General features: G+C 39.1%; 18 protein-coding genes and 1 tRNA gene. 6 read left to right on the top strand and 13 right to left on the bottom strand.

What is annotated here, in order from left to right; translation table 11 throughout:
* Window positions 1-244: 244 nt before the first annotated feature.
* The 7 genes from IPZ59_RS10220 to IPZ59_RS10190 all read right to left on the bottom strand — a co-directional run bounded on the left by IPZ59_RS10220 (window position 245) and on the right by IPZ59_RS10190 (window position 9,334).
* Window positions 245-1,261: a PorP/SprF family type IX secretion system membrane protein gene (locus IPZ59_RS10220; RefSeq protein WP_236139747.1), complete on the bottom strand. Its 1,017-nt coding sequence runs from the start codon at window positions 1,259-1,261 to the stop codon at window positions 245-247.
* Complete coding sequence (locus IPZ59_RS10215) at window positions 1,258-3,567, bottom strand: PKD domain-containing protein (protein ID WP_236139746.1); 2,310 nt, start codon at window positions 3,565-3,567, stop codon at window positions 1,258-1,260. The genes IPZ59_RS10220 and IPZ59_RS10215 overlap by 4 nt, the downstream gene beginning before the upstream one ends.
* Window positions 3,568-3,692: 125 nt before the next feature.
* On the bottom strand, window positions 3,693-4,964 hold the full coding sequence (locus IPZ59_RS10210) for an adenylosuccinate synthase (RefSeq protein WP_236139745.1): 1,272 nt from the start codon (window positions 4,962-4,964) through the stop codon (window positions 3,693-3,695).
* A gap of 119 nt (window positions 4,965-5,083) precedes the next feature.
* Window positions 5,084-6,241: a hypothetical protein gene (locus IPZ59_RS10205; protein ID WP_236139744.1), complete on the bottom strand. Its 1,158-nt coding sequence runs from the start codon at window positions 6,239-6,241 to the stop codon at window positions 5,084-5,086.
* Entirely contained in the window at window positions 6,241-6,585 is a 345-nt protein-coding gene (locus IPZ59_RS10200; RefSeq protein ID WP_236139743.1) for an STAS domain-containing protein, read from the bottom strand. The genes IPZ59_RS10205 and IPZ59_RS10200 overlap by 1 nt, the downstream gene beginning before the upstream one ends.
* Complete coding sequence (locus IPZ59_RS10195; RefSeq protein WP_236139742.1) at window positions 6,582-7,049, bottom strand: Fur family transcriptional regulator; 468 nt, start codon at window positions 7,047-7,049, stop codon at window positions 6,582-6,584. The genes IPZ59_RS10200 and IPZ59_RS10195 overlap by 4 nt, the downstream gene beginning before the upstream one ends.
* A 62-nt stretch (window positions 7,050-7,111) precedes the next feature.
* Window positions 7,112-9,334, bottom strand: coding sequence for a RelA/SpoT family protein (locus tag IPZ59_RS10190; protein ID WP_236139741.1), 2,223 nt, complete (start codon window positions 9,332-9,334; stop codon window positions 7,112-7,114).
* Between the two features lie 127 nt (window positions 9,335-9,461).
* Between IPZ59_RS10190 and IPZ59_RS10185 the strand changes: the two genes are divergently transcribed.
* From IPZ59_RS10185 to IPZ59_RS10165, 5 genes are all read left to right on the top strand, one after another.
* Window positions 9,462-9,543, top strand: a tRNA-Leu gene (locus tag IPZ59_RS10185).
* A gap of 108 nt (window positions 9,544-9,651) precedes the next feature.
* Window positions 9,652-10,980, top strand: coding sequence for a trigger factor (tig, locus tag IPZ59_RS10180; RefSeq protein WP_236139740.1), 1,329 nt, complete (start codon window positions 9,652-9,654; stop codon window positions 10,978-10,980).
* A gap of 80 nt (window positions 10,981-11,060) precedes the next feature.
* The gene (locus tag IPZ59_RS10175; RefSeq protein ID WP_262912275.1) at window positions 11,061-11,732 is read left to right on the top strand and encodes a ClpP family protease; all 672 of its coding nucleotides are present in this window, start codon (window positions 11,061-11,063) and stop codon (window positions 11,730-11,732) included.
* 2 nt (window positions 11,733-11,734) lie between these two features.
* Complete coding sequence (gene clpX, locus IPZ59_RS10170; RefSeq protein ID WP_236139739.1) at window positions 11,735-12,961, top strand: ATP-dependent Clp protease ATP-binding subunit ClpX; 1,227 nt, start codon at window positions 11,735-11,737, stop codon at window positions 12,959-12,961.
* Between the two features lie 242 nt (window positions 12,962-13,203).
* Window positions 13,204-15,093: a carboxypeptidase-like regulatory domain-containing protein gene (locus IPZ59_RS10165; protein ID WP_236139738.1), complete on the top strand. Its 1,890-nt coding sequence runs from the start codon at window positions 13,204-13,206 to the stop codon at window positions 15,091-15,093.
* A 209-nt stretch (window positions 15,094-15,302) separates the two neighbouring features.
* Here IPZ59_RS10165 and IPZ59_RS10160 read toward each other — a convergent pair whose 3' ends face one another.
* The gene (locus IPZ59_RS10160) at window positions 15,303-15,998 is read right to left on the bottom strand and encodes an ABC transporter ATP-binding protein (protein ID WP_236139737.1); all 696 of its coding nucleotides are present in this window, start codon (window positions 15,996-15,998) and stop codon (window positions 15,303-15,305) included.
* Window positions 15,995-17,482, bottom strand: coding sequence for a DUF5687 family protein (locus IPZ59_RS10155; protein ID WP_236139736.1), 1,488 nt, complete (start codon window positions 17,480-17,482; stop codon window positions 15,995-15,997). The genes IPZ59_RS10160 and IPZ59_RS10155 overlap by 4 nt, the downstream gene beginning before the upstream one ends.
* Before the next feature lie 87 nt (window positions 17,483-17,569).
* On the opposite strand from IPZ59_RS10155, the gene IPZ59_RS10150 reads away from it, so the two are divergent.
* Window positions 17,570-18,304, top strand: coding sequence for a nitroreductase family protein (locus tag IPZ59_RS10150; RefSeq protein WP_236139735.1), 735 nt, complete (start codon window positions 17,570-17,572; stop codon window positions 18,302-18,304).
* Between the two features lie 58 nt (window positions 18,305-18,362).
* Here IPZ59_RS10150 and IPZ59_RS10145 read toward each other — a convergent pair whose 3' ends face one another.
* The 4 genes from IPZ59_RS10145 to IPZ59_RS10130 form a co-directional block, all read right to left on the bottom strand.
* Window positions 18,363-20,765: a ribonucleoside-diphosphate reductase subunit alpha gene (locus IPZ59_RS10145; RefSeq protein WP_236139734.1), complete on the bottom strand. Its 2,403-nt coding sequence runs from the start codon at window positions 20,763-20,765 to the stop codon at window positions 18,363-18,365.
* Window positions 20,766-20,802: 37 nt separating this feature from the next.
* Window positions 20,803-21,783, bottom strand: a complete 981-nt coding sequence (locus IPZ59_RS10140) for a ribonucleotide-diphosphate reductase subunit beta (RefSeq protein WP_236139733.1) — start codon at window positions 21,781-21,783, stop codon at window positions 20,803-20,805.
* A 383-nt stretch (window positions 21,784-22,166) separates the two neighbouring features.
* Window positions 22,167-23,228, bottom strand: coding sequence for an aldose epimerase family protein (locus tag IPZ59_RS10135; RefSeq protein WP_236139732.1), 1,062 nt, complete (start codon window positions 23,226-23,228; stop codon window positions 22,167-22,169).
* Window positions 23,229-23,262: 34 nt separating this feature from the next.
* Window positions 23,263-24,288 (bottom strand): LacI family DNA-binding transcriptional regulator, encoded by a 1,026-nt coding sequence (locus tag IPZ59_RS10130; protein WP_236139731.1) that lies wholly within the window; start codon window positions 24,286-24,288, stop codon window positions 23,263-23,265.
* Window positions 24,289-24,292 lie beyond the last annotated feature (4 nt).

The raw sequence follows: 24,292 nt of genomic DNA, 5'->3' as shown, positions 1-24,292 counted from the left end.
CTGTTTTCCCGAACAGGCTTGCAAAGGTAAGAAGAATATTTTAAATCCAAAGCAAAATTTTGAAAAATTTTATTTCGATTCCTCCCTACTTTATGCCAATTTAAAAACAGTTCGTAACCGTCTTTTCATCCTTTACCCCCGTTTGGGATTGCAAAAGTGCAACTCTTTTTCGCATTCACAAAATACCAACTCAAAATAATTTAGAAACCCAGTTAAAGAAGCTGAAAGTCAAGGAGAAAAATTTTTAAAACCGGAAACCTGGACGTATATCCCTCCTTCGCTTATTCTGTAATTCCCGAATAAAATGAAATCGAACAGACAATTCATGAGCTCCACCTGTGTTTTGCCAACCTAATCCTGAAAGGGTAAAATCATAACTATAGCCTATTTCCATACCAGTACCTAAGTCAAATCCTACAAGTGCTATCAATGATTCTTGATTAGGCAAGTCATTGACCCGAGGAATTCCACGATACCAAAGCCCTAGTGATAATGGTTCCAAAAACAATTCTGAACCTATTTCAAACTGCTGAAATACACCTTTCTGCTGATAATGAAATGCCAATGCCAAGGATCGCTCCTGCCTCGAATTATTGAAGTAATCATTGATCCCTCCTTTTTCCAAATCAATCCGCATCCCTCCATGGGCACTCCAACGAATCGGTAATCGATCGATTTCATTCAAAAATGAGAGATTAGGTCGTGTAATTTGAAAAGAAGATAGCCCCAACCATACTTTTTGATTATAAAATAAAAGCCCCGCTGCCAAATCTGCATAGCTTTTCTGACGATCATCAACCATTAGCCCATTAGACCCAACAACCATTCCCCGATCAATATCCAACTGAGTACCCAACACTACTTCATCAAATGCCACGGAACGTACAGCATATGTACCCAAGACACCCGCACTTAAAAATGAGCGCTCTCCCAACCGAAGCTGATACGAATACGACAAGCCTATATCAAAATGCTGCAGCTGTGTAAATGATTCACGAAAACCATTGACCAAAAAACCAATGCCCGAATTTTTGCCTTCCAAATAGGTGTCACCTGAAACAGCAAAAGCTTGTACCGTTTGATCTAAAGCAGGCCATTGATTTCTATAATTGAAGCCTAATCTAGACACTCCTGCCGTCCCCGTCAAGGCAGGGTTGAGATTTTGGCCTGCAGCGTAAAACTGAGAAAAGAGAACTTGTTGAGCTTGAACAGGTGCAAACATCAGAATAAATAAGACTGAAACTGTGAAAAAGTATCTCATCTGATCAATTTAAATTTTCCAGTTTTATCAATTATCTCCCCATCGACACTTCGGAGTTGAACACTGTAAACGTACGTGCCAGAAGGTGCATCTTGGTCATTTATGCGACCATCCCACCCTGGAATATCTACCCCTGAACTTTGATATACAAGATTCCCCCAGAGATTAAACACAGATAACTCGATCGAAACAATCCCTTTTGTCTTAGGTACGAAAAAGTTGTTTTGTGCTAAGCTTGGGGTAAAGCCTGTTGGAATCATTACCCGGAAACTTTGGGTAACCGCCACTACATTGCTGAAAAATTCTTGACACCCTAACTCATTTTCAGCGGTCAGTGTCACAACAAATTCTCCTCTTTGGCCAAATACATGCACAGGCGAAGGACCCTCACTTACATTGCCATCCCCAAAATCCCAAAGCCACCTATCAACATTTCCAGCTGAACTTGCTATAAATCGAATAGGGTCATCTATAAATATCCCCCCTGCATCTTCAATCGAAACACCCGTACCCTCGATTTCAAAAGTGAAAGCTGGAACCATTTCCTCCAAATTGATCGAAACCTCAAGCGATACTGATGGAGACCAACATTCCAAGTCCTTGTGTTTGACTTGTACTTCATATATACCTGCAATAGCAATACCCCCCAGTTCTTCGTTGATTAAAATATCTCCTCCAAAACTCAGCACCCTATAATCAAACAGTGCCTCATCATAACCGGTGATATATTCCCTTACATCTACCTCGCCCCCAATCTCACAAGTAATTGCAGGACTAGTTACCTCTAAGAAAGGAAAATCGGGAATAAATATTTCTATTGTCTCGGATTCTGTCGGACAACTTTTATCATTAAACGCAATCACCTTGTAAAAACCAGCTTCACGAGCTTGGAAGACAGCTTCATCAGCATCTAGTATTAAATTGTCATTAAAGTACCATTCAAATCGTACGTAGGTCTCTTCCCCTTGCGCTAAAAGAGGCACGATATCTCCTTCACAAATCCTTTGTTGATTTATAGGCAATCCAGTTTCCGCATGGACAATTTGAACCGGTTCAGGAGATTCTTGGATCAATAAACGAATGGAATTTCCCGAAGAAGATTTACCATAACTATCTGTAATTGTATAAAATATTTCTACAGTTTCATCTATAAAACCAGGATTGGGGAAAAAAGTAAACCCTCCCCCGAACTCATCTGCAGTAAATGTACCCTGAGGTATGATGAGGACCCTGTTTTCCGGCCTACACCTTCCTTGAGAGCATACATCTTCTTCTTCCGCGCGAATTTCATCCAAGCTCGCATAAAATTGTATACATCGAATGGACGAATCATCATTTGGGAGTAAAACTTCTTCTTCTCCAATAACATAGGTATTTTCTTGACCTTCGCACGATGCTTTATCATCGATATCAATAGCTGAAGGGTTCTCTAGGCCTTCTTGATCTGAAACTTCCACCTGCAGGTCACGGATTTCGTGGATATTTGTAGACCCTCCAGTAGATGCCGCAAAACCGATTTTTAGATTTCTTGGAGCAGCAAAATCATATGCCTGATCGACTAACACGGGAACAAGTCTGGGTTGATTTGGAGTGGTGGTAACCAAAAATTCAACATTAAGTAGGTATCCAACCCCATTAGGCCTTGGAGACAAGTCAATAAATACCTTTCGATATCCTACTTGATTGGGATCCGTGACACGCTGTGTTCCAGATCCACCTGAGGATAAATTAAAACGATTGACTGCATTTAACAATAAAGGAGATCCATTGGGAACTTGTGGAGACATTTGCGTGACAACTCCTCCTATGCCTTGATAACCTAAAAATTGATTTCCTGCTCCTCTTAGGTATACAGAATTTGGAAAGCGATCATCAGGATTTGAACTGAAGCCTCCTACTTTGCCCTCAGCAACACTGGCAAAATTCCCAAAAGCATCAATTCCAATTCCTAGATAAGCTCTGGATAATCCGGGTTCATCATTTCTTGGGGCATACCCCAAAGAACCTCCAAACCCGCCAGGAGAGAAAAAAGGCGCATCCCCATCAAATAAAAAAACAGAAAAGCCATCCGCACCATCTCCCCCATACATAAAAAACTCAAAAGAGGTCTTAATCCCAAATGCCGAAGGAAAAGGAATATCGATATACATGAAACCACTCTGGAATTGCTGGGCATCTGTTAACCGTAAGACTCCATCGACAATTCTAGCTCTTCCACCTAAAACGGTAGATTCCTGCAAAGTTCCACCTCCGAAATCCTCACAATAAGGAAATCCAATTTGGCCATGCACATCATTAGAGACCAAACAACATTGAATCAAAGAAACTACTAGTACAAAAAAAGGAATTTTTCTCCCCACAATCTTTTTTTCTTAAAGAAAGGGATTTCAACTAAAAAAACAAAGGCTCCTGTGATAAAGGAGCCCTATGCTTATCTTAATATCGTCTGGGTTCGATCAGGACCGACAGAAACCAATTTAATAGGTACTTCTAAAACTGATTCTAGGTAAGCCACATAATCTTTCAATTCTATCGGGAAATCTTCGTACGATTTTACATGCCTTAAATCTGTATTCCAACCCTTCACCGTTTTATATACTGGATTCACATCCACATCATTCAACTCATACGAAAGCTTATCTACCAACGAACCATCCGCGAGTTTATAGTGTGTACAGATTTTGATTTCTTTAAAAATATTGAGAACATCTGCTTTCATCATGAACAGCTGAGAAACTCCATTGATCATGATCGAATATTTTAAAGCTGGTAAATCAATCCATCCACATCTTCTAGGACGGCCTGTAGTAGAACCAAACTCATTCCCTTCCTTTCTCATGGCTTCTCCATCAGCATCAAACAATTCGGTAGGAAAAGGTCCGCTACCTACTCGTGTGCAATATGCTTTAAAAATCCCGAATACTTCTCCAATTTTTGATGGCGCTACACCTAAGCCCGTGCAAGCCCCAGCAGCCATTGTCGTACTCGATGTCACAAATGGATAGCTACCAAAATCGATGTCTAATAAAGATCCCTGAGCACCTTCCGCCAGAACAGATTTACCTTCCTTTAAATAGGTATTCACTTCATATTCGCTATCCACCAAATTTAAAGTTTTGAAAAATTCGATAGCATCAAAGAAAACGGTTTCCAATTCTGCCAACGGACTGATATCAAAATCATAGAAAGAAAGAATTCCTTTATGTTTCTCGACGAGTGTTTGATATTTCTCCATGAAATCAGGAGCCAAAATATCACCAACACGAAGTGCAACTCTCCCAATTTTATCCTGATAAGTAGGACCTATACCTTTTAAGGTAGATCCAATTTTCTTATCTCCCTTAGATTTCTCATAGGCAGCATCCAGTAATTTGTGGGTGGGAATGATAATTGTCGCTTTCTTGGAAATAAAAAGATTGGATCTAAAAGCAATGTTAAACTTTTGAAGCCCATCAATTTCTTTTTTTAAAACCACTGGATCAAGCACTACGCCATTACCAATGATATTGACAATATTCTCTCTAAAAATACCCGATGGAATCTGATGCAACACGTGCTTGATACCATCAAACTCCAATGTGTGGCCAGCATTTGGACCACCTTGAAATCTTGCAACTACCTGATATTGTGGAGCTAACACATCCACAACCTTACCTTTCCCCTCATCTCCCCACTGCAAGCCTAATAGAACATCCATCTTCATGATTTTATATGCAAAGAGTATTAAGCCGTGAAATTTGGAATAAGGTTAATGAATTGCAAGGAAAAGTATTTATTTATTACAGATTCTTAATTCAGACGGCCAAAAAGCTAGTCTACTAGTTAAAAGTCAATGTCTACGAAATAGTAATTCAAGTAGTCCTCTTGGTCTTGTTGTATGGCTTTAAAAAATACGCGATCGCCGTAGGTAAAGAATGTGGTGCTCAAATCAGGATGGTTTTTGGAGAGATTGATCTCCCCTACCTTATCGAATAAAGAATCATAAACTTCAATGTTGAGCTGTTCTGTTGTGCTAGTTTCTAATTGAGGCGACTTGACCATTCTGAAAAAGCCTTTGTTATTTGGCAGTTTCTCAAAATTTCCAAAAACTACATCTTTATCCCACTCTTCTAAGATTTCCAATACCCTTTTTAATTCCTCACGGGATTTTAAATCCAAGTCTTCTTGAATAGAAATCTGTACCGTTTTTTTCAAGGGAAACAATTTCGAGGAATGATTCATTTCGGAAATTTCGTAGGTATTCAGATTCACTACTACAAACTCATTACTATAGCTATAAGAAATCACTAATGATTCCTCATGGACAAAAATGTAGGGCATGTGGTTTTTGGAAATGTTATTATATCGCGCTGAATTCGCATGCACTAATTCAACATCTGCCCACATAGGAAGTTCAACAAAATCCCTATTGGTTAAATCAAACGCAATAAGTTTAAACTCCTCAGTATTGAAATTTTCAGCGAAAAAATAAAGTCGTTCCTTTTGCTGATCGTAGCCCTTGTAAAGGTTATCCAAATAAAAACTTACCCCATGTGCAAGGCTATAGAATTTATCTTTTTCAAATACAGCAGCATTGACCAAACGGTTGTTTTCAATTTCTGATGATCCATCTCGATCAATCATGATGTTTTTTAAATTAAAAACAATCAAACCCGATTGGGTATTGACGATGTTTGTAATACCTTCAATTTTTCGGGGACCATCCTTTTGCAAAAAAGTTCCTGCCTTGATCCGTAGGGAATCCCCATCAAAAAAAAGAGTATCGATAGCATTTCGGATCATGTTATACGAAAGCATCTCCTTTTCATTCAAAAAAGTAACAGAAGGAAAGGGGTAATGAGCACTTAAATCGGTGTCCGCATAATACACGCGTAACTTGGAACTGCTTGTAACGTAAATCTCCTGTCCTTCAGTAAATTTTTCTGTAGAACAAGAGATCGAAATGAATATGACAATTAAAATAAAGAAAGCTCCCTTCACTAGCCTATTTTATTTTTTGCTTCATCAAGAGACTCAAAAACAGTGAAAATATTGTTGAGTTTGGTAATGATCAAGAGCTTTTTTACATGCTCTGAAGGAGAACAAAGATAAACTTCTCCATCTGCATTTCTCATTTTCGTCAACATAGTAATCAATAATCCGATGCCACTAGAGCTGACGTATCGAATATTGGATAAGTCAATAATAAAGTTTTTCACATCATCATTGACTGCATCAGAAACAAACTCTACCAATTTAGGGCCTACTTCATCTCCTATTAAATCACCATCCAGGCTTAATAGGTGCCACTGCATTTCTTTGGTTAAATCGTACGTTAATTTCATACTTGAGGTCTATGTTCACAATTTGATTTTTGGCAATTCCCGTATAATATGAGGGAATGGTGGAGTACTTTAAAGTCCAGCACTTCTCCAACGGTATTTTGAATGTTTTGGATGCGTGGATCACAGAATTCCAATACTTGATTACAATCCACACAGATCAAATGATCATGCTGCTTATACCCATAGGATTTTTCAAATTGTGCTAAATTTTGGCCAAACTGATGCTTCGTTACTAAATCACACTCTACCAATAAGTCCAATGTATTGTAAACAGTAGCCCTGCTGACACGATAATTTTTATTTTTCATACTGATGTAAAGAGATTCTACATCAAAGTGTCCTGTTCTGCCATAAATTTCTTCTAAAATCGCATAGCGTTCCGGAGTTTTTCGAAGCTTTTGATTTTCCAAATAGGCAGTAAAGATCTTTTTTACCTCTTCGTAGAGTTCCACATTAAGGGCCATGTCTTAGGATTTTTTCTCAAATATAACGTATCTAATTTAGAAATGATTCAAATAAGGAGAAATCAGTCGAATCTACTGACCTTGATAACTCCCTCTACTTTTACTAGGTTATCAATAAGCTTATCCAAATGTTGAGTACTGTTCACATAAAGCTTGATTGTTCCTTCAAAAACCCCACTGTCAGAGTCGACCGTAATCGAACGCATATTTACTTTCAATTCGCTGGAAATGATTTTTGTAACATCATTGATCAAACCAACCCTGTCTGTACCAATAATTTTTAGTCCCACCAAAAAGGCTATTTCTTGTTGGGAAGTCCATTTGGCCTTGATTACACGATTGCCATGATTGGATAGGAGTTCCACGGCATTAGGACAAGATGTCCGATGGATTTTGATGCCTTCATTGATCGTAACAAACCCAAACACATCATCTCCAGGTATGGGGTTGCAGCACTTTGCGAGCACATAATCTACCACATCCATATCTTCTCCAATCAGTAATTGATCATGTTCGGGGCCTTTGAGGCTTTTTAATTCTTTGGTAAAAGAAGATTCATCCTTTACTTTTTCCGTGGATGGCTTCCCTTTTTGCTTTTTCTGCTCTTTGAAATCCTTAAAGCCCTTAATCAATGTGGAATCAATTGCCCCTTTTCCAACTTTGTAATAAAATTCATTCGGTGTTTTAGTCTCAAAATACGCGCGTAGTTGCTCAACGATCTCGGAGTTAAAATCCATTTTCATTTGCTTAAGCTTACGCTGTACGATTTCTTTGCCATCAAGCATCGTAGATTTTTTTTCATCCCTGAGGGCGTCCTTGATTTTGGCTTTTGCTCTGGATGTCACCACCACACTCAACCAATCCTCGGTTGGTTTCTGCTTATTGGACGTAAGGATTTCTACCTGATCACCATTTTTTAATTTGTGGTTGATCGGAACAAGGCGATTATTGACTTTGGCTCCAATACACTTCGCTCCTACCTCGGTGTGAATTTCAAATGCAAAGTCCAAAGCCGTGGCACCAAATGGCATTACTCGAAGATCACCTTTTGGGGTGAACACAAATACCTCATCATGAAATAAATTCCCCCGGAAATCATCCATAAATTCAATGGCAGATCCATCATTCGACTCTAAGAGTGTGCGCACTTGAGTGATCCAAGTATCTAGTCCTGATTTTGATTTCTGACTGGCGCTTTCTTTATCCTTGTATTTCCAATGAGCAGCATACCCTCTTTCGGCAATTTCATCCATGCGTACAGTTCGGATTTGAACTTCTACCCACTGTCCAGTATTACTCATCACTGTCGTATGCAATGACTCATAACCATTGGCCCGTGGTGTACTGATCCAATCGCGCAAACGATCTGGATTAGGTCTGTAAAAATCAGTGACAATCGAATATACTTGCCAACAATCCTGCTTTTCCACATCCACTTCTGAATCGAGTATAATCCGAATAGCAAATAGATCATACACTTCCTCAAAAGGAATATTCTGATTTTTCATTTTGGTATAGATGGAATGTACTGATTTGGGTCTCCCTTTGATGGTGAAGTTAAATCCCAAGGAAATCAGCTCTTCTTCTATAGGAGCAATGAAACTTTTGATAAATTTATTGCGAGAAAGCCTCGTTTCATTAATCTTCTCAATGATAAAAGCGTAGGTATCCGAATCGGTGTATTTGAGATAAAGATCCTCTAATTCGGACTTAATGGCATAAAGACCTAACCTATGCGCAAGAGGTGCATATAAGTACATGGTCTCGGAAGCAATTTTCAATTGCTTATGCCGAGGCATGCTTTCCAAGGTGCGCATATTATTCAACCGATCCGCCAATTTGATCAAGATGACCCGCACATCATCCGAAAGTGTCAACAGCATTTTTCTGAAATTTTCAGCTTGCTGTGAAGAACCGTATTCAAACACTCCCGAAATCTTGGTTAAGCCGTCGATGATGGTAGCCACCTTATGACCAAATTCACGCTCAATGTCTTCTAACTCCCACTCTGTATCTTCCACCACATCGTGTAAGAGCGCTGCTACAATGCTGGTAGTCCCTAAACCGATTTCTTCCACACATACCAAGGCAACCTCCAATGGGTGATAAATATAAGGTTCACCGGATTTTCTCCGCATTTCCTTGTGCGCATCATTCGCGACGTTAAATGCTTTTTTAATGATTTTGGCATCACCATCCTTCAGCAAAGGCTTCGCAGTACGGAGCAATTTACGGTAACGCTTGAGAATTTCTTTTCTTTCTACTTCAAGATCCACTTGTATCATATAGTCGAATATATATCTATTCTAGCAATGGAAACCACACACGAAGAAAAAATAAAAATTTTTATCTTTTTTTGATTCCATCATTTGCAAGTTAAATTTTACTTACTACTTTTGCATCCACATTTAAGCGGATGTGGCGAAATTGGTAGACGCACTAGACTTAGGATCTAGCGCCGTAAGGCATGGGGGTTCGAGTCCCTCTATCCGCACACGACGACCCTCAATCACGGTTCCAATTCTGGCCCAGCAATGGAGCACGAATTTGAGAAAAGAGATTGAGGGTTTTTACATAGTATCTACTTTAAAATTTAGAAGCCTTGGAAATTACATTAGACAAGCAATCAGCAAATCAAGCTTCAGTTAAAATTAAGCTAAATGAAGCAGATTATCAACCAAAGGTTGATGCTAAACTTAAGGATTATGCCAAAAAAGCTACTATCAAAGGCTTCAGACCTGGCAAAGCTCCTATTGGTATGATCAAAAAGATGTACGGAACTTCCGTATTGGTAGAAGAAATCAACGACTTGCTATCCAAGTCATTGAATGACTACCTGAAATCACAGACTTTTAGAATCCTTGGCGATCCACTTCCTGTGATTGAAGATGCTGATAAAATAGACTGGAAAACTCAAAATGAATTTGAGTTTCAATATAGAATTGGTTTTGTAGAAGATGTTACTGTTGACTTAGACAGCACTATTGATGTCACTGCATATAAAGTAGAAATGGGTGAAGCAGAGGTAGCAGATGCCATTCAAAACCTTCGCAGACAATACGGCAACATGACCAATCCTGAGGTAAGTCAAGCAAATGACTTTATCTACGGAGACTTGAAAAACGAAGCTGGTACTGTAGAAAAAACATTGTCATTGCCTCTTTCTAAAATCAATGAAGCAGACGTTACTAACTTCATCGGTCTGAAGAAAGGTGATATAGTAACATTCAACCCATCCACCGCTATCAGCGAGGACGTAGCTACTGTACTTAGCCTATCAGCTGAGGAAGTCGCTCAACTGGGAGAGGTTTGCACACTAACAGTTCAAAATATCAATAGAACTGAAGATGCGGAAATGAACCAAGAGTTTTTTGACAAGCTATTTGGTCCGGGTCAGGTAACTTCGGAAGAAGAATTTGTTGAAAAAGTTAAAGGCATTCTCGCAGAAAATTACAATAAAGAGATAAAAGTTTATTCCGAGGAGAAAATCAAAGACAAATTAGTAGCCAATGCCAACATTGATCTCCCAGAAGCATTCTTAAAAGAATGGTTACTAAAAGCGAATGAAGGTAAAGTGACAGAAGCTCAGGTAGAACAAGAATACCCAATTTACGCAAAGCAACTTGCTTGGACGATTGTTTCCAATGAAATCGCTAAGGCAAATGAAATTAAAGCTGAACATGAAGATGTCATTGAAAAAACAAAAGAAATGATCCGTGAACAGTTTGCTTCTTCAGGTCTAGGTGCACAATTGGAAGACAGCATGGGCATGTTTGTGGACAACTACCTACAAGGCAATGAAGGTCAAAACTATATGCAAATGATCACATCTGTTCAAAATGATAAAGTATTGAACTTTGTAAAGGAGAAATTGAACATTCAGGAAGAAGTGGTTTCTGTTGAAAAATTCAAAGAGCTCTTAGAAAACTAAATCAATCCTAAAATCGTTAATATAAAAAGTCCTTCTTTAAGGGCTTTTTTTATTTTTGTAACACACAAACGAAGTAACATATGTTCAACAAAGACGAATTCAGAAAATACGCAGTACATTCCAGAGGAATTAGCGGCAATGCTTTTGATCAATACAGCACGCATGTAGAGAACATGACAAGGTCTGTCATTGAAGAGCGCCCGACCAACTTTAGGGAAATCGACGTTTTCTCCCGTTTAATCATGGATAGAATTATCTTCCTTGGCACTGGAGTGGATGACTTTATTGCTAATATCATCACTGCACAATTACTATTCTTGGAGTCAACTGATCCTAAAAAAGACGTATTGTTATACGTTAACAGCCCGGGTGGTTCGGTAACCGCGGGTTTGGGAATTTATGACACCATGCAATACATCAACCCGGATGTAGCTACTATCTGTACAGGTATTGCTGCTTCTATGGGTGCTGTATTGTTGGCTGGAGGAGCAAAAGACAAGCGTTCTGCTTTACAGCATTCTCGAGTGATGATCCATCAGCCATCCGGTGGGATGCAAGGACAATCTAAGGATATGGAGATTTCTTTGAAATTGATCCTTTCGATGAAAGAAGAATTGTACCAAATCTTAGCCGATCACTCCGGGAAAACATTCGAAGAAATCGAAAGAGATTCCGACAGAGATTACTGGATGAAAGCACCAGAAGCTAAGGAATACGGACTCATTGATGAAGTACTAGTCAGAAAAGGATAATCATGGCACAAGTTACCTGTTCTTTTTGTGGAAGAAATAAGAAAGATGTCGAGTTGATGGTATCAGGGATTTCTGCCCATATCTGCAATTTCTGCATTGATCAAGCTTATCAAATTCTCGGAGAGGAAGATAAGAGCAAAAAAACCGCAAAAAGTCCAAAGTTTAAGCTCAAAAAACCAAAGGAGCTTACAGAATATCTCAACCAATATGTCATTGGTCAGCTGGAAGCTAAAAAAGTCTTGACTGTAGCGGTTTACAATCATTACAAAAGACTGCAACAGAAAACCATGGATGAGGACGAAATCAAAATTGAAAAGTCTAACATCATCATGGTTGGAGATACTGGTACAGGTAAAACTTATCTTGCCAAAACGTTGGCCAGAACCCTGGAAGTTCCCTTTTGTATTGCAGATGCTACTGTTCTTACGGAAGCGGGATATGTAGGCGAAGATGTTGAAAGCATCTTGACACGCTTGCTCCAAGCAGCAGACTACAATGTAGAAGCGGCCGAAAGAGGTATCGTCTACATCGATGAAATTGATAAAATAGCTAGAAAATCAGATAACCCGTCCATTACAAGAGATGTATCTGGAGAAGGTGTTCAGCAGGCTTTATTGAAGTTATTGGAAGGAACCGTTGTAAATGTTCCACCTCAGGGAGGGCGTAAGCACCCAGATCAGAAAATGATTGCGGTAAATACTGAAAACATCCTCTTCATTTGCGGAGGGGCTTTTGATGGTATTGGTCGACACATTGCCAAGCGTATGAATACGCAGCCACTAGGATTCAATAAAGTGGTGGAAGGCAAGGTTATCGACCGTGCTAATCTTTTGCAGTACGTAACTGCCCAAGACTTGAAATCATTCGGGTTGATTCCTGAATTGATCGGAAGACTTCCAGTAGTGACGCATTTGGATCCATTGGATCGTGCGGCACTGAAGAAAATCTTAACCGAACCAAAAAATGCACTAACCAAACAGTACATCAAGTTATTGAAAATGGAGGGTGTAGACTTGGTATTTGAGGAAAGTGGCATCGACTATATTGTAGACAAAGCAGTGGAATACAATCTTGGCGCACGAGGGCTACGCTCTATTTGCGAAGCCATCATTACCGACGCGATGTACGAACTCCCCTCCGATGATACCATCAAGGAATTAATTATTGACGAAAAATATGCTCAAGAGCAATTTGATAAATCCAAATTCAAAAAGCTTCAAGTAGCCTAACAAAAAAACCCTCAAATTGAGGGTTTTTTTTGGTTTATTTGTATTACCCACGCTATCAGCTTACCGAAATCATCTAAAAGTTATTTTCTTAAAACAAAAAATGTAAACTACATATTTTTAGCTAAATGTAGTGTGATAGAAAAAAATAATGATTGACTAAATTAAGCTATCTGTAACAAATAAAATTCTGAAACCAGGATCTGTTGAAAGCGTTTAATATATTGATTTTAAAGTTTACGCGTATGAGATTACATCTATTCTCAAAAGCACGAGTGATGCTTTTATTTTTATTTCTAACCCCAATATTTCTTTTTGCAAGTGTTAATCCAATTGATCCACCCATATTTCAGGGTAAAATCATCAATCAAAAGACAAAAGAAGTCATACCATTTGCTACAATACAAGTAGTAGATTTCCCAGGGTTTGGAACTGTTAGTGATACACACGGAGAATTCCAATTTCGAAGAAAAGAAAACTGGTCTCAAGAAATACGGATCAAAATCTCCTTTCTTGGATTCCAAAACAAAGAAGTGACCATTCAAGCAGGTACCATGCACCAGATCGCATTGGCTGAAAATGTCAAGGAATTAAGGGAAGTGATCGTCATTCCCGATGACTTTGAACGTAACCTTATGCGTCAGGTGATTGAAAGAATACCAGAAAACTATCCCAATCGACATGAGCGGATTTTTGCCGTGACTACAGAGCAAACATTTGCCTCCCCTGACAAACAAACACCTTTTTATAAATTGGTGGCGGATGTACAAGCGGATATATTCAGCTATTCCAAAAAAAACACAACGGTGAATGTGGAAATCTTGGATAAAAAGGTTGAATTATACCCAGATTATACATCCATGGGAAGTTTTATAACAATAAGCTCCGGTGCATATAATATTCAGCGATTTGATCTGATTGCTCAAAGAAGTGGACCATTCAAACTTTCTAACATATCTCTTTATGATTTCAGTATCCAAGACACGTTGGTTTATGATAATCAAGAGTATATAGTCATGGATTTTGTCAGTGAAAATGAAGCTAGCGGTAAAATTTTCATCAATACACAAAATCTAGGGGTAAAAAAAATAGAAGTTGAGTTTACTGACCTCTCTAAGGATTTTTATAACAGTATTAATGGACAGTTATTTCGAGATAAAAATAGAAAGAGTATGACTGTTAATGTTGAGTATTTGATGTATCCCGATAATTTTTACCGCTTCCAATACGCCTATTACACTACCTATTTTGTTTATCCTGATAAATCTCTCTATTTGGAAAACATTTATACTTTGCAGGAATTCGAACCAGGTTTCAAAGCAATCCACATTTCTAAACAACACCCCTACAGCGAACCAATTTTAACCAGAGAAGAAGCATATCGCAAAATAATGGATGAATACTTGATTTGTATTTCCGAACCTGACAGTTTATTTGCCTATTCGTATACCGTGGAAAAAGGAGAGGGAAAAAGATATTTTTCATTGTTGCAACTTCATTCCCAAATTTCACTGGGAAGCACATTACAGTCTTGGGACTCATTTTCCACTCAATTGGATGAGCCCATAGAGTATGAACAAGAAATTAGCGGAGGAACTAGAATAGTACCATTAATTGGTTGGGATATTAGTTACCAGCTTACCAACAATTCTAGAATCTATTATGGATTTATTGGTTCCTTCCAACAGCAACGCTACAATCGATTTGAACTCGGTATCGAGCAACAATATTCACTCAGCAAAACAAAAGGGCACCGATTCCTTTTAGGAGTTGGTGTAGGACGACAACGATCAGGAATTCAGCTTGAAGATGCCATTTTGGAAGAAAAAACCCGAATCAGAAATAGAGATTTCAGCAGCGGAGAAACCTTGGTTTTCACTAGACAGCGAGAGCTTGTTTTCACTCCTAAACTTGGATTCCTTTTTGGCAATAAGAATACCACTGGATGGCTTGTGACATTTGAATTTCCTCTTGCATTAGTAAGTGGTTCAGGGCTTTATTTCCGAGAGCAAGGCGGAGGGCTGTTTAACGCACGAGCAAGTAGATATCTACCCAATACCCTTCTTGCTGAAAACGCAACTAATCGAATAATGCAAAATATGCCAATTCTTCGTCTAAACTACAGAATACGATAGTGATGACAATGATAATCCTGATGATGTCAGCAGTTTGAGTATAATGGAGCTCCGTAGCTTTGTAAAAAGACCAGGCAGGTTTTGAAAACCTACCTGGTCTCTCCCCTTTTAGTTACAAACCATATACTTTTAGATTATGGAGCAACATTCTGCGTCAAATCGGCTACATCTTCTGTATCTGCGAGCCCGATTCCGCTCATTCCACGAACCTACGTTCCGAAGTAGGTATTCAACTCCTCCAGCATCTGCTCTTTCTCATGCAGATCTTTGATGATTTTTCCTTTTTCCAGTAAGACAATGCGATCACAAATCTCCGTCACATGATTCAAATCATGGCTGGAAATCAGAAACGTCGTATTACTACCTTCTTTTTCCTGCAATATGAATTTCTTCAATTTAACCTGCGAGCTAGGGTCTAAATTTTCAAAAGGCTCATCCAAATACACCACTTCGGGATTACCGATCATTGCAGCGGCGATTCCTACTTTCTTTAAGTTCCCCTTGGATAAGTCTCGGATGTATTTCTTTTTCCCTACAATTTCATCGTTGAATAATTCTTCAAACTTGGCCAAGTGATCCTGCATATCTGCATCGGAAAGTTTGTGGATTTTCCGAAGCGTTTCGAAGTACTCATCAGCTGTCAAATAAGACAGCAACATATGCTCATCTAAAAAAGCACCAACTTTTCCTTTCCAATCTTCATTTTTGGCGACATTCAAATCATGCATACGAACCTCTCCGGAAGTAGCTCTTACCAAATCCAGCATGATTCGAAACAAAGTGGTTTTACCTGCCCCATTATTACCTACTAAGCCAAAACATTCTCCTTGAGGAACTGTCAAGCCTGCCACATCCAGGACTACAGCATCCTTGTATTGTTTTTTAAGTTCTACTACCTGTATCATAATTCTTGTCTAAATGAAGCTGAAATTTCATAACGTTTATCCATAACTCTTTTAATAATCAGTTGGACCATAAAAGGGTATGCAATAATGCCAATGACACCTACTGCTCCCAAAGCTACCAAGCCCACGTACTGATTGACTAATAATGCAAATGGCAAATAAATTGCATAAGGAGCCCCCATCATAGGGATAATCATTAAGAACTGCGCGATCCCTACCCCTTCATAATTAAACATGGCTCCTTTGTTCAGATCCATAGGCTTAGGCTTCCATAATGCCAAGTAGATGACCATATGAATCACAACACCAATATTAAATAAAAATGCCGCCACATGTATCATTAAAATCTCCACTCCAAAGTAAACATAGGGAATAGAGAAAAGCAGACAGAGTAAGGAAATACCGATAAATAGCAAATATTTCCCCCGAATCAAGGCTTCCAACCCACCTTTTTGATTGATGTAAAAATCAAAATTAGATGAGTTCCAGCTAAGAAATAACTGTCCGTATTGCAACATGAAAATCCCTGTAATAAAGGATCCCACAAAGACGAACATATGACTAAATCCTTCCTCAGATGCATACAAGGGGTTGGTATAGAAAAACAACCCATATAACAGCAAGAAGCCAGCAAGCATTAGATAAGTTCTACTTTTCTTGTGGCGCAAAATTAGTTTCCATTCCAAATTGGCCAACTCACCTGCCAAACCAAAGCGATCTAAAAAAGGAATATCTTGATTGATACGGGCATCCACTTCCTCATCCACCAAGTCTTCCAAATAAGCATTGTCAAAATAATACCGGTAAGCAAAAAAATACAGACCTATGCAAACTACCAATAATGTTAATACGGGAAGTGGACTTGTCAAAGACCAGTCAAACAAGGGCTTCATCCAGTCTCCCAAATTAAACCAACCAAAATAATTCGAGCCAGCTCCTAATAAGAACACAACGAAGACTGTACCAATACCTGCCAAGCTATCTTCAAACTTTTGTTTGAACCATAGCATCAACCAATGCAAAGACCAAGATGTGAGGATGACAGAACCTAACCAGTAAATTGCCGCATCTGTCCCAAATCGGGGTGCTATCTCCATAAATGCAAACGGAGAAAATAATAAGGGTGCGATCAAGGTTAAAGGAGAACCGATGGACTTACCGAGCAAGAAATGCATTAACCACTTCTTTTTGATTGGCAGATGCAGGAAACTCTGTAAATCCAACACTGGAAGTTTTTGGATAAAATAACGGTACATAAACTCTGTCAGGAAAAAGAAAATCAAGTTGGCACTTAGGAAGGCGTAGGCATCTTCTTTCTCCAGTCCTTTTACTATGATTTCCTTCAATAAGATCCCTGCTATAAATACATAGCCTAAGAGTAAGACTGCTAAGAAGGCGAGAAAAACTGCAACTAATACACTTTTCGCAAATGCTGTCGAGCGAATGGTTTTGAGCAATTGCAATTTTAATAATACAACTATCATAGGCAGTGGATTAGAAATAGTATTTTTGAAACATTGAAGTGATAAATATAACAATCCAATTTCAACTATTTTAAAATTAATCGACTAATGCAACATAATACTTACGCCAAAGAATTTTCAGAAATCATACATAAACGCAGATCGGTAAGAATATTTGACCAAAACAGTGTTTTTGATCATAACATGGTCACGCAATGCCTTGAATTGGCCACACTTTCACCAAACAGTTCCAACCTTCAACTATGGGAACTTTATCGAGTAAAGGAGTCTTCCTCTAAATTTTCAGCTCTGGTCAAGCTCTGTATGGGGCAAAAAGCAGCAAAGACTTCTAGAGAATTGGTAGTTGTTGTTGCTAGGAGGGACTTATGGAAATCACGCGCAAAAGCTAATTATGACTATATCGAGGATTGCTACAAGGATGCCGATCCGAAGAAACAAAAACAGGCCCTCTCCTACTATGGCAACTTAATCCCAAAACTATACAGCAAGTACCCTGGCTGGTCTTTACTTAAAAAAGGAATTGCTTTTCTCGCTGGATTAGGAAGACCAATGGTACGGGAAGTTTCTGAAACATCCGTGAGGATATCTGTCCATAAGAGCGTGGCCTTAGCTGCTATGACTTTTATGCATGCGATGACAGCACATGGATACGATACCTGTCCCATGGAGGGTTTTGACTCCAAGCGTGTAAAGCAATTATTGGGCTTACCTGCTGCGTCGGAAATCAGTATGATTATTGGGTGTGGAAAAGGAATGCCGGAAGGGATTTATGGTGAACGTTTCAGGATCCCAAATTCAGAGGTTATTTATGAGATCTTATAAAAAAAGCGCCCGAAACATTCGGGCGCTTTTTTACCATAACGAACTCTAACTTAATTTTTTAACTACCACACATGTCACATCCTTCTGGATCATCCAAAGAACATGCAATGGCGGCTTGACTGTTTGCTCTATTGGTCATATCTAATTCAGGAGTGGCCGCTTTTGGTTGATCATCTAAAGCAGCCTTATCAACCGTAAACTGAATGGCACTAGCAGCTGCTTGAGACCTCAAGTAGTACATACCTGTCTTTAATCCTTTCTTCCAAGCATAGAAATGCATAGAAGTCAGTTTTCCAAAATTTGGATCTTGTAGAAACACATTCATGCTCTGAGACTGACAGATATAGGCTCCTCTATCTGCCGCCATATCGATGATGGTCTTTTGAGAAATTTCCCAAACAGTCTTATACAAATCTTTAATATTCTGTGGTATTCCAGGGATATTTTGGACAGATCCATTGGCAGCTACGAGTCGGTTTCTCATGCTATCATTCCATAGACCCAAACGAATCAAATCCTTCATCAAGTGCTTATTTGCCACGATAAATTCCCCAGAGAGTGTTCTTCGGGTATAAATATTCGTTGTGTACGGCTCAAAACACTCATTGTTACCTAAGATCTGTGAAGTAGAAGCGGTAGGCATTGGTGCTACAAGCAAGGAGTTTCTCAGGCCATACTTTACCACTTTTTGCTTTAATTCATCCCAATTCCATCTACCTGATTTAGGAGTTACCCCCCACATATCAAACTGCAAAATCCCTTTAGAGGCGGGTGATCCTTCATAGGTCTCATAAGTCCCTTGGGTTTTAGCTAGCTCCATGGAAGTTTCCACGGCAGCGTAGTAAATTGTTTCGAAGATGTCTTCATTCAGCCCTTTTGCCTCGTCAGAATCAAATGGCATTCTCAACATGATGAATGCATCTGCTAAGCCCTGAACACCCAAACCTATGGGTCTGTGACGGAAATTGGATCTTCTAGCTTCTTCTACAGGATAATAGTTGACATCAATTACCTTGTTGAGATTTTTAGTTGCTACTTTAGTAATATCGTACAACTTTTGATGGTCAAAATATTTCTTTCCATCAGGTCCTTCTTTCACAAATTTTGGCAACGCAATAGATGCCAAGTTACATACAGCAACTTCATCAGGCGAGGTGTACTCCAAAATCTCCGTACAAAGGTTAGAAGACTTGATTGTACCTAAATTTTTCTGATTGGATTTAGCATTTGCTGCATCCTTGTATAGCATGTAAGGTGTACCTGTTTCAATCTGAGACTCTAAGATCTCAAACCATAAGTCTTGTGCTTTGATAACCTCTCTTGCCCTGCCTTCTTTTTCGTATTTTTCATACAATTTTTCAAACTCTTCTCCGTAGCAATCTGCCAATCCAGGAGCCTCATTGGGGCAAAAAAGAGACCAACTTTCATTTTGTTCCACACGCTTCATGAAAAGATCTGAAAGCCACATTGCATAGAACAGGTCTCTTGCACGCATTTCCTCTTTTCCGTGGTTTTTCTTTAGGTCTAAGAAATCCTTGATATCTGCATGCCATGGCTCTAAGTAAATAGCGAAACTACCTTTACGTTTGCCTCCACCCTGATCCACATAGCGGGCCGTCATATCAAAGTTTCTCAACATCGGTACAATCCCATTGGATACTCCATTTGTACCTCGGATATAGCTACCTTTCGCCCGGATATTGTGAATGGAAAGACCAATACCTCCAGCAGACTGGGATATTTTTGCACATTGCTTCAATGTATCATAGATACCATCAATACTATCATCCTTCATGGTCAATAAAAAGCATGAAGATAATTGAGGTTTAGGAGTACCCGCATTAAATAACGTTGGGGTCGCATGCGTAAACCACTTTTGAGATAGTAAGTGATATGTCTCAATGGCAGCATCAATATCCTCTTTGTGAATACCTACTGCTACTCTCATCAGCATGTGTTGCGGTCTTTCTACAACCACACCATCCAATTTGATCAAATAACTTCTCTCTAAGGTTTTAAAACCGAAGAAATCATAATCAAAGTCTCTGGAGTAATCGATTGTCTCATCCAACTTGGCTGCATGCTTCTTTACTATCCCGTAAACATCAGGAGCAATCAAAGCAGCATTATCACCAGTTTTGGGATTAATATGCGTATACAGTCTTTTCATGGTATTAGAAAAAGACTGACTGGTGGTTTTATGAAGATTGGAAATAGCAATTCTCGCAGCCAACACAGCATAATCAGGATGTTTTACGGTTAGAGATGCACACACTTCCGCCGCCAAATTATCTAACTCTGTGGTCTTAACTCCATCATACAAACCGTCGATAACCTTTTTGGCTACCTCTATAGGTTGGATGTAACGATTATCCAGACTATAGCATAGATTTTCTATCCTAGTGGTGATTTTGTCGAATCGTACAGATTCTCTTCTTCCATCTCTTTTTATTACTAACATACCTGTGTGATTTGGGGGTTGGTGGAAAAATTACTTATTAGAAATCTTCTCCAATGGAGAATTTTGGTGAGTCAACTACTTCTTTACCTTTCATGACTCCTGCTTTTTGGTAGTCTCCAACTCTTTTCTCAAAGAAGTTAGTCTTGCCTTGCAAAGAAATCATATCCATGAAGTCGAACGGATTGGTGCTGTTCCAAACTTTTTCACAACCTAATTCCATCAAAAGACGATCTGCCACAAATTCAATGTATTGACACATAAGGTCAGAATTCATTCCGATCAGACGTACTGGCAAAGCATCTGTAACAAATTCTTTTTCAATTTCAACTGCATCCTTGATGATTCGGGTTACTGTATCCTTTGGCAATTGATTCACAACGTGTTTGGTATAAAGATGACACGCAAAATCACAGTGCAATCCTTCATCTCTTGAAATCAATTCATTAGAAAAGGATAATCCAGGCATCAAACCTCTTTTTTTCAACCAGAAAATAGAACAGAACGAGCCCGAAAAGAAAATCCCTTCCACTGCTGCAAAAGCAATCAATCGCTCTTGGAAAGACCCGTTGTCAATCCAACGCAAAGCCCAATCCGCTTTTTTCTTTACACAATCAATATGCTCAATAGCATTCAGTAATTTATCTCTTTCAGCTGCATCCTTGATGTAAGTATCAATCAGCAAACTGTAAGTCTCAGAATGGATATTTTCCATAGCAATTTGAAAACCATAAAAGAATTTGGCTTCCGTATACTGTACCTCTGCGACAAAATGCTCTGCTAAATTTTCATTCACAATACCATCGCTGGCTGCAAAAAATGCTAACACATGAGAAATAAAATGACGCTCTCCATCATTCAATTCTTTCCAGTCTTTCAAATCCTGACTCAAATCAATTTCCTCCGCGGTCCAAAAACTCGCCTCTGCCTTCTTATAATACTGCCAAATGTCATCGTGTTGAATTGGAAATAAAACAAAACGACCTTTGTTCTCCTCTAAAATTGGTTCTGTCTGCTGCATTTTTTTGTTGGTTTGTTTTGAATATCAAGAAGTAAAGGACTATCACTTCTCTTCAAATGCTGGAAATGCGTTCGGGAAACCCAAACGGTGTTAACAAATATGCCAAGCAATTTTCAAAAATAAAAACCTAAAGCTGTAGAAATAGAAAAAAATTGAACTGAATTCAAATTTTGTTTAATTATCTTAAAATCAATATTTTAAGTTCATTTATTTAAAGTTTTAAATGATTCCAAATCGGTCTTTTTCAGCCTTTTAAAGATTTTGAAGAAATTTTAAAAAATTTCAACACTTTCAAAATGACTGTATTTTATTCGATTTTTGAACATTGTTCAAGAAGCTTAATTGCTGAAAATTCCCAAAACACCTAAGTATAACACTCATAGTTAGCTTGTTAGCACAAAAACCGTTTTACTTTCAAATCCCTCTCCTGGCTCTACAACAACAGATTGGAAGGCCGGCTGATTAATTGCATCTGGAAAATGCTGCGTTTCCAAACAGATCGCGCTGTACTTGCCATAGGTAACTCCTCCTTTACCTAGAAAGTCATTCCCTAGTGAATTACCAGTATAAACTTGAAGCCCTGGCTCGAGTGTATGCACGATTAACTTTCTTCCACTCAAAGGATGGAAAAGGGTAGCTGCATACTCGGAGTTGTTCAGTACAAAACTATGATCGATACCTCCGACAAGTTGAAGCTGCTCCTCAGCCTTCCCCAACTGCTCCTCAAGCAAGATGGGTGTTCGAAAGTCAAACGGGCTCTCAGCTACCTCAACAATGGCTCCAGTGGGCATTCCCTGACTATCCACGGGAAGATAAGAATCAGCATCTACTGTGAACATATGATCAGTAATTGGCTGCCGAAAGTCACCACTCAGATTAAAATAGGCGTGATTGGTAGGATTTATAATGGTTTTTTTATCTGTTATGGCTTTGTAGTGAATGGATAATTCTCCGGAAGTATTCAACGTATAAGTAACCCAAACATCTACCGTTCCCGGATAGCCCTCCTCTCCATGAGGGCTTTGATAGTAAAACCTTACTCCTACTTGATTGGTCTCAGAAATTAAGGTTGCTTTCCACAGTTTGCGATCCCAACCTTCAATCCCACCATGCAAATGTATCGCTCCAGCATTGAGTGGCAAATGAAAGGTTTGGCCATCCAATGAAAATTGATTCCCTTTAATCCTTCCGGCAATTCTTCCAACTGTCGATCCAATATAGCAGTAGTTATTTTGATAATCTTCCTGCAAGTATCCTTCCAACGTATCAAAACCTAACACCACATCAGCTAATTTTCCATCCCGATCTTTTCCAAAAAAATGCGTCCAAGTAGCCCCATAGTCCATGACTGAGGCAATCACTTCATCCTTGAAATTCATGGTAAACAAGGTTACATCTTGACCATTAGGAAGTTTACCAAAAAGCTTTTGTTCAATAGTTAACATATGGATGAAAGGCAGTTGAGTATGGAAATGATTATTAAGCGTTGAGTTTGGTAGAGTTGCGCGGAATGAGGGTGGTCTGTAACACAAAAGAGCGTGGCTCAGTTGTTACAATTTCATCGAGCTGATCCAATAAATGCCCCGCAGCAATTACACCCATTTCATAACCGGGTTGCGAAACTGTGGTCAATGATGGTTCAATAACGCCAGAAGTCGGATTATTAGTAAATCCAGCCAACGCAATATCTTTCGGTACTTTAATCCCGTTTTCTTTAAATACCATCAAAACATCGATGGCCAACGGGTCAATAAGACAGAATACTCCATCAGGTCGGTTGCTGTCTGAAAGTATCTTTTCGCCTACTTGCTTATTCCCCTCTGTAGTTAAATCTGTGGTATAAATGATGGCATCTTCTACAGATTTTCCATGTTCTAAGAGTGCTTTGAGATAGCCTTCTTTTCTCTTTTTACTGATGTACAAATCCTCCGGTCCTGAAACAAATGCGACACGCTTACACCCTTGTTTCAATAGATGGTCTACCACCAAATATGCTCCATGTGCATCGTCCACTGTGACTTTCGAAACAGGTATCTCCTCAGTCACCCGATCAAACATCATGAAGGGAATTCCCCGATTGTATAAATCATGTAAATGATCGTAGGTTTTGGTTTCTCTGCTTAAGCTGATTAATAATCCATCCACTTGAGCCGCCACTAATGTTCTCAAATTGGCTTTTTCCTGGTCAAAAGATTCGTTGGATTGACAAATCATAACATTATAACCTCGCTTGGATGCGGTATCCTGTATGCCGGAAATATTGGACGAAAAAAAGTGGGAAGTCAACTCTGGAACAATCACGCCCAATACCTTGGTCTTGCTGATCCGCAAACTTTGAGCAAGTAAATTATACTGGTAATTCATGCTCTCGGCCATCTCCACAATCCGCTTCTTGGTATCCGGATGAAGTTCGGGAGAATCTTTCAACGCTCTCGAAACCGTGGACACTGAAACGCCCAGTTTCTTGGCGATTTCTTTCATGGTTACTTGATGCCCTTTTTTCATGGTT

Origin of the sequence: Mongoliitalea daihaiensis (genome assembly GCF_021596945.1) — a bacterium.
In the GTDB taxonomy this organism is placed as follows: Bacteria; Bacteroidota; Bacteroidia; order Cytophagales; family Cyclobacteriaceae; genus Mongoliitalea; species Mongoliitalea daihaiensis.
The sequence above is the reverse complement of the archived record's forward strand: the minus strand, read 5'-3'. Positions and strand labels throughout refer to the sequence as shown.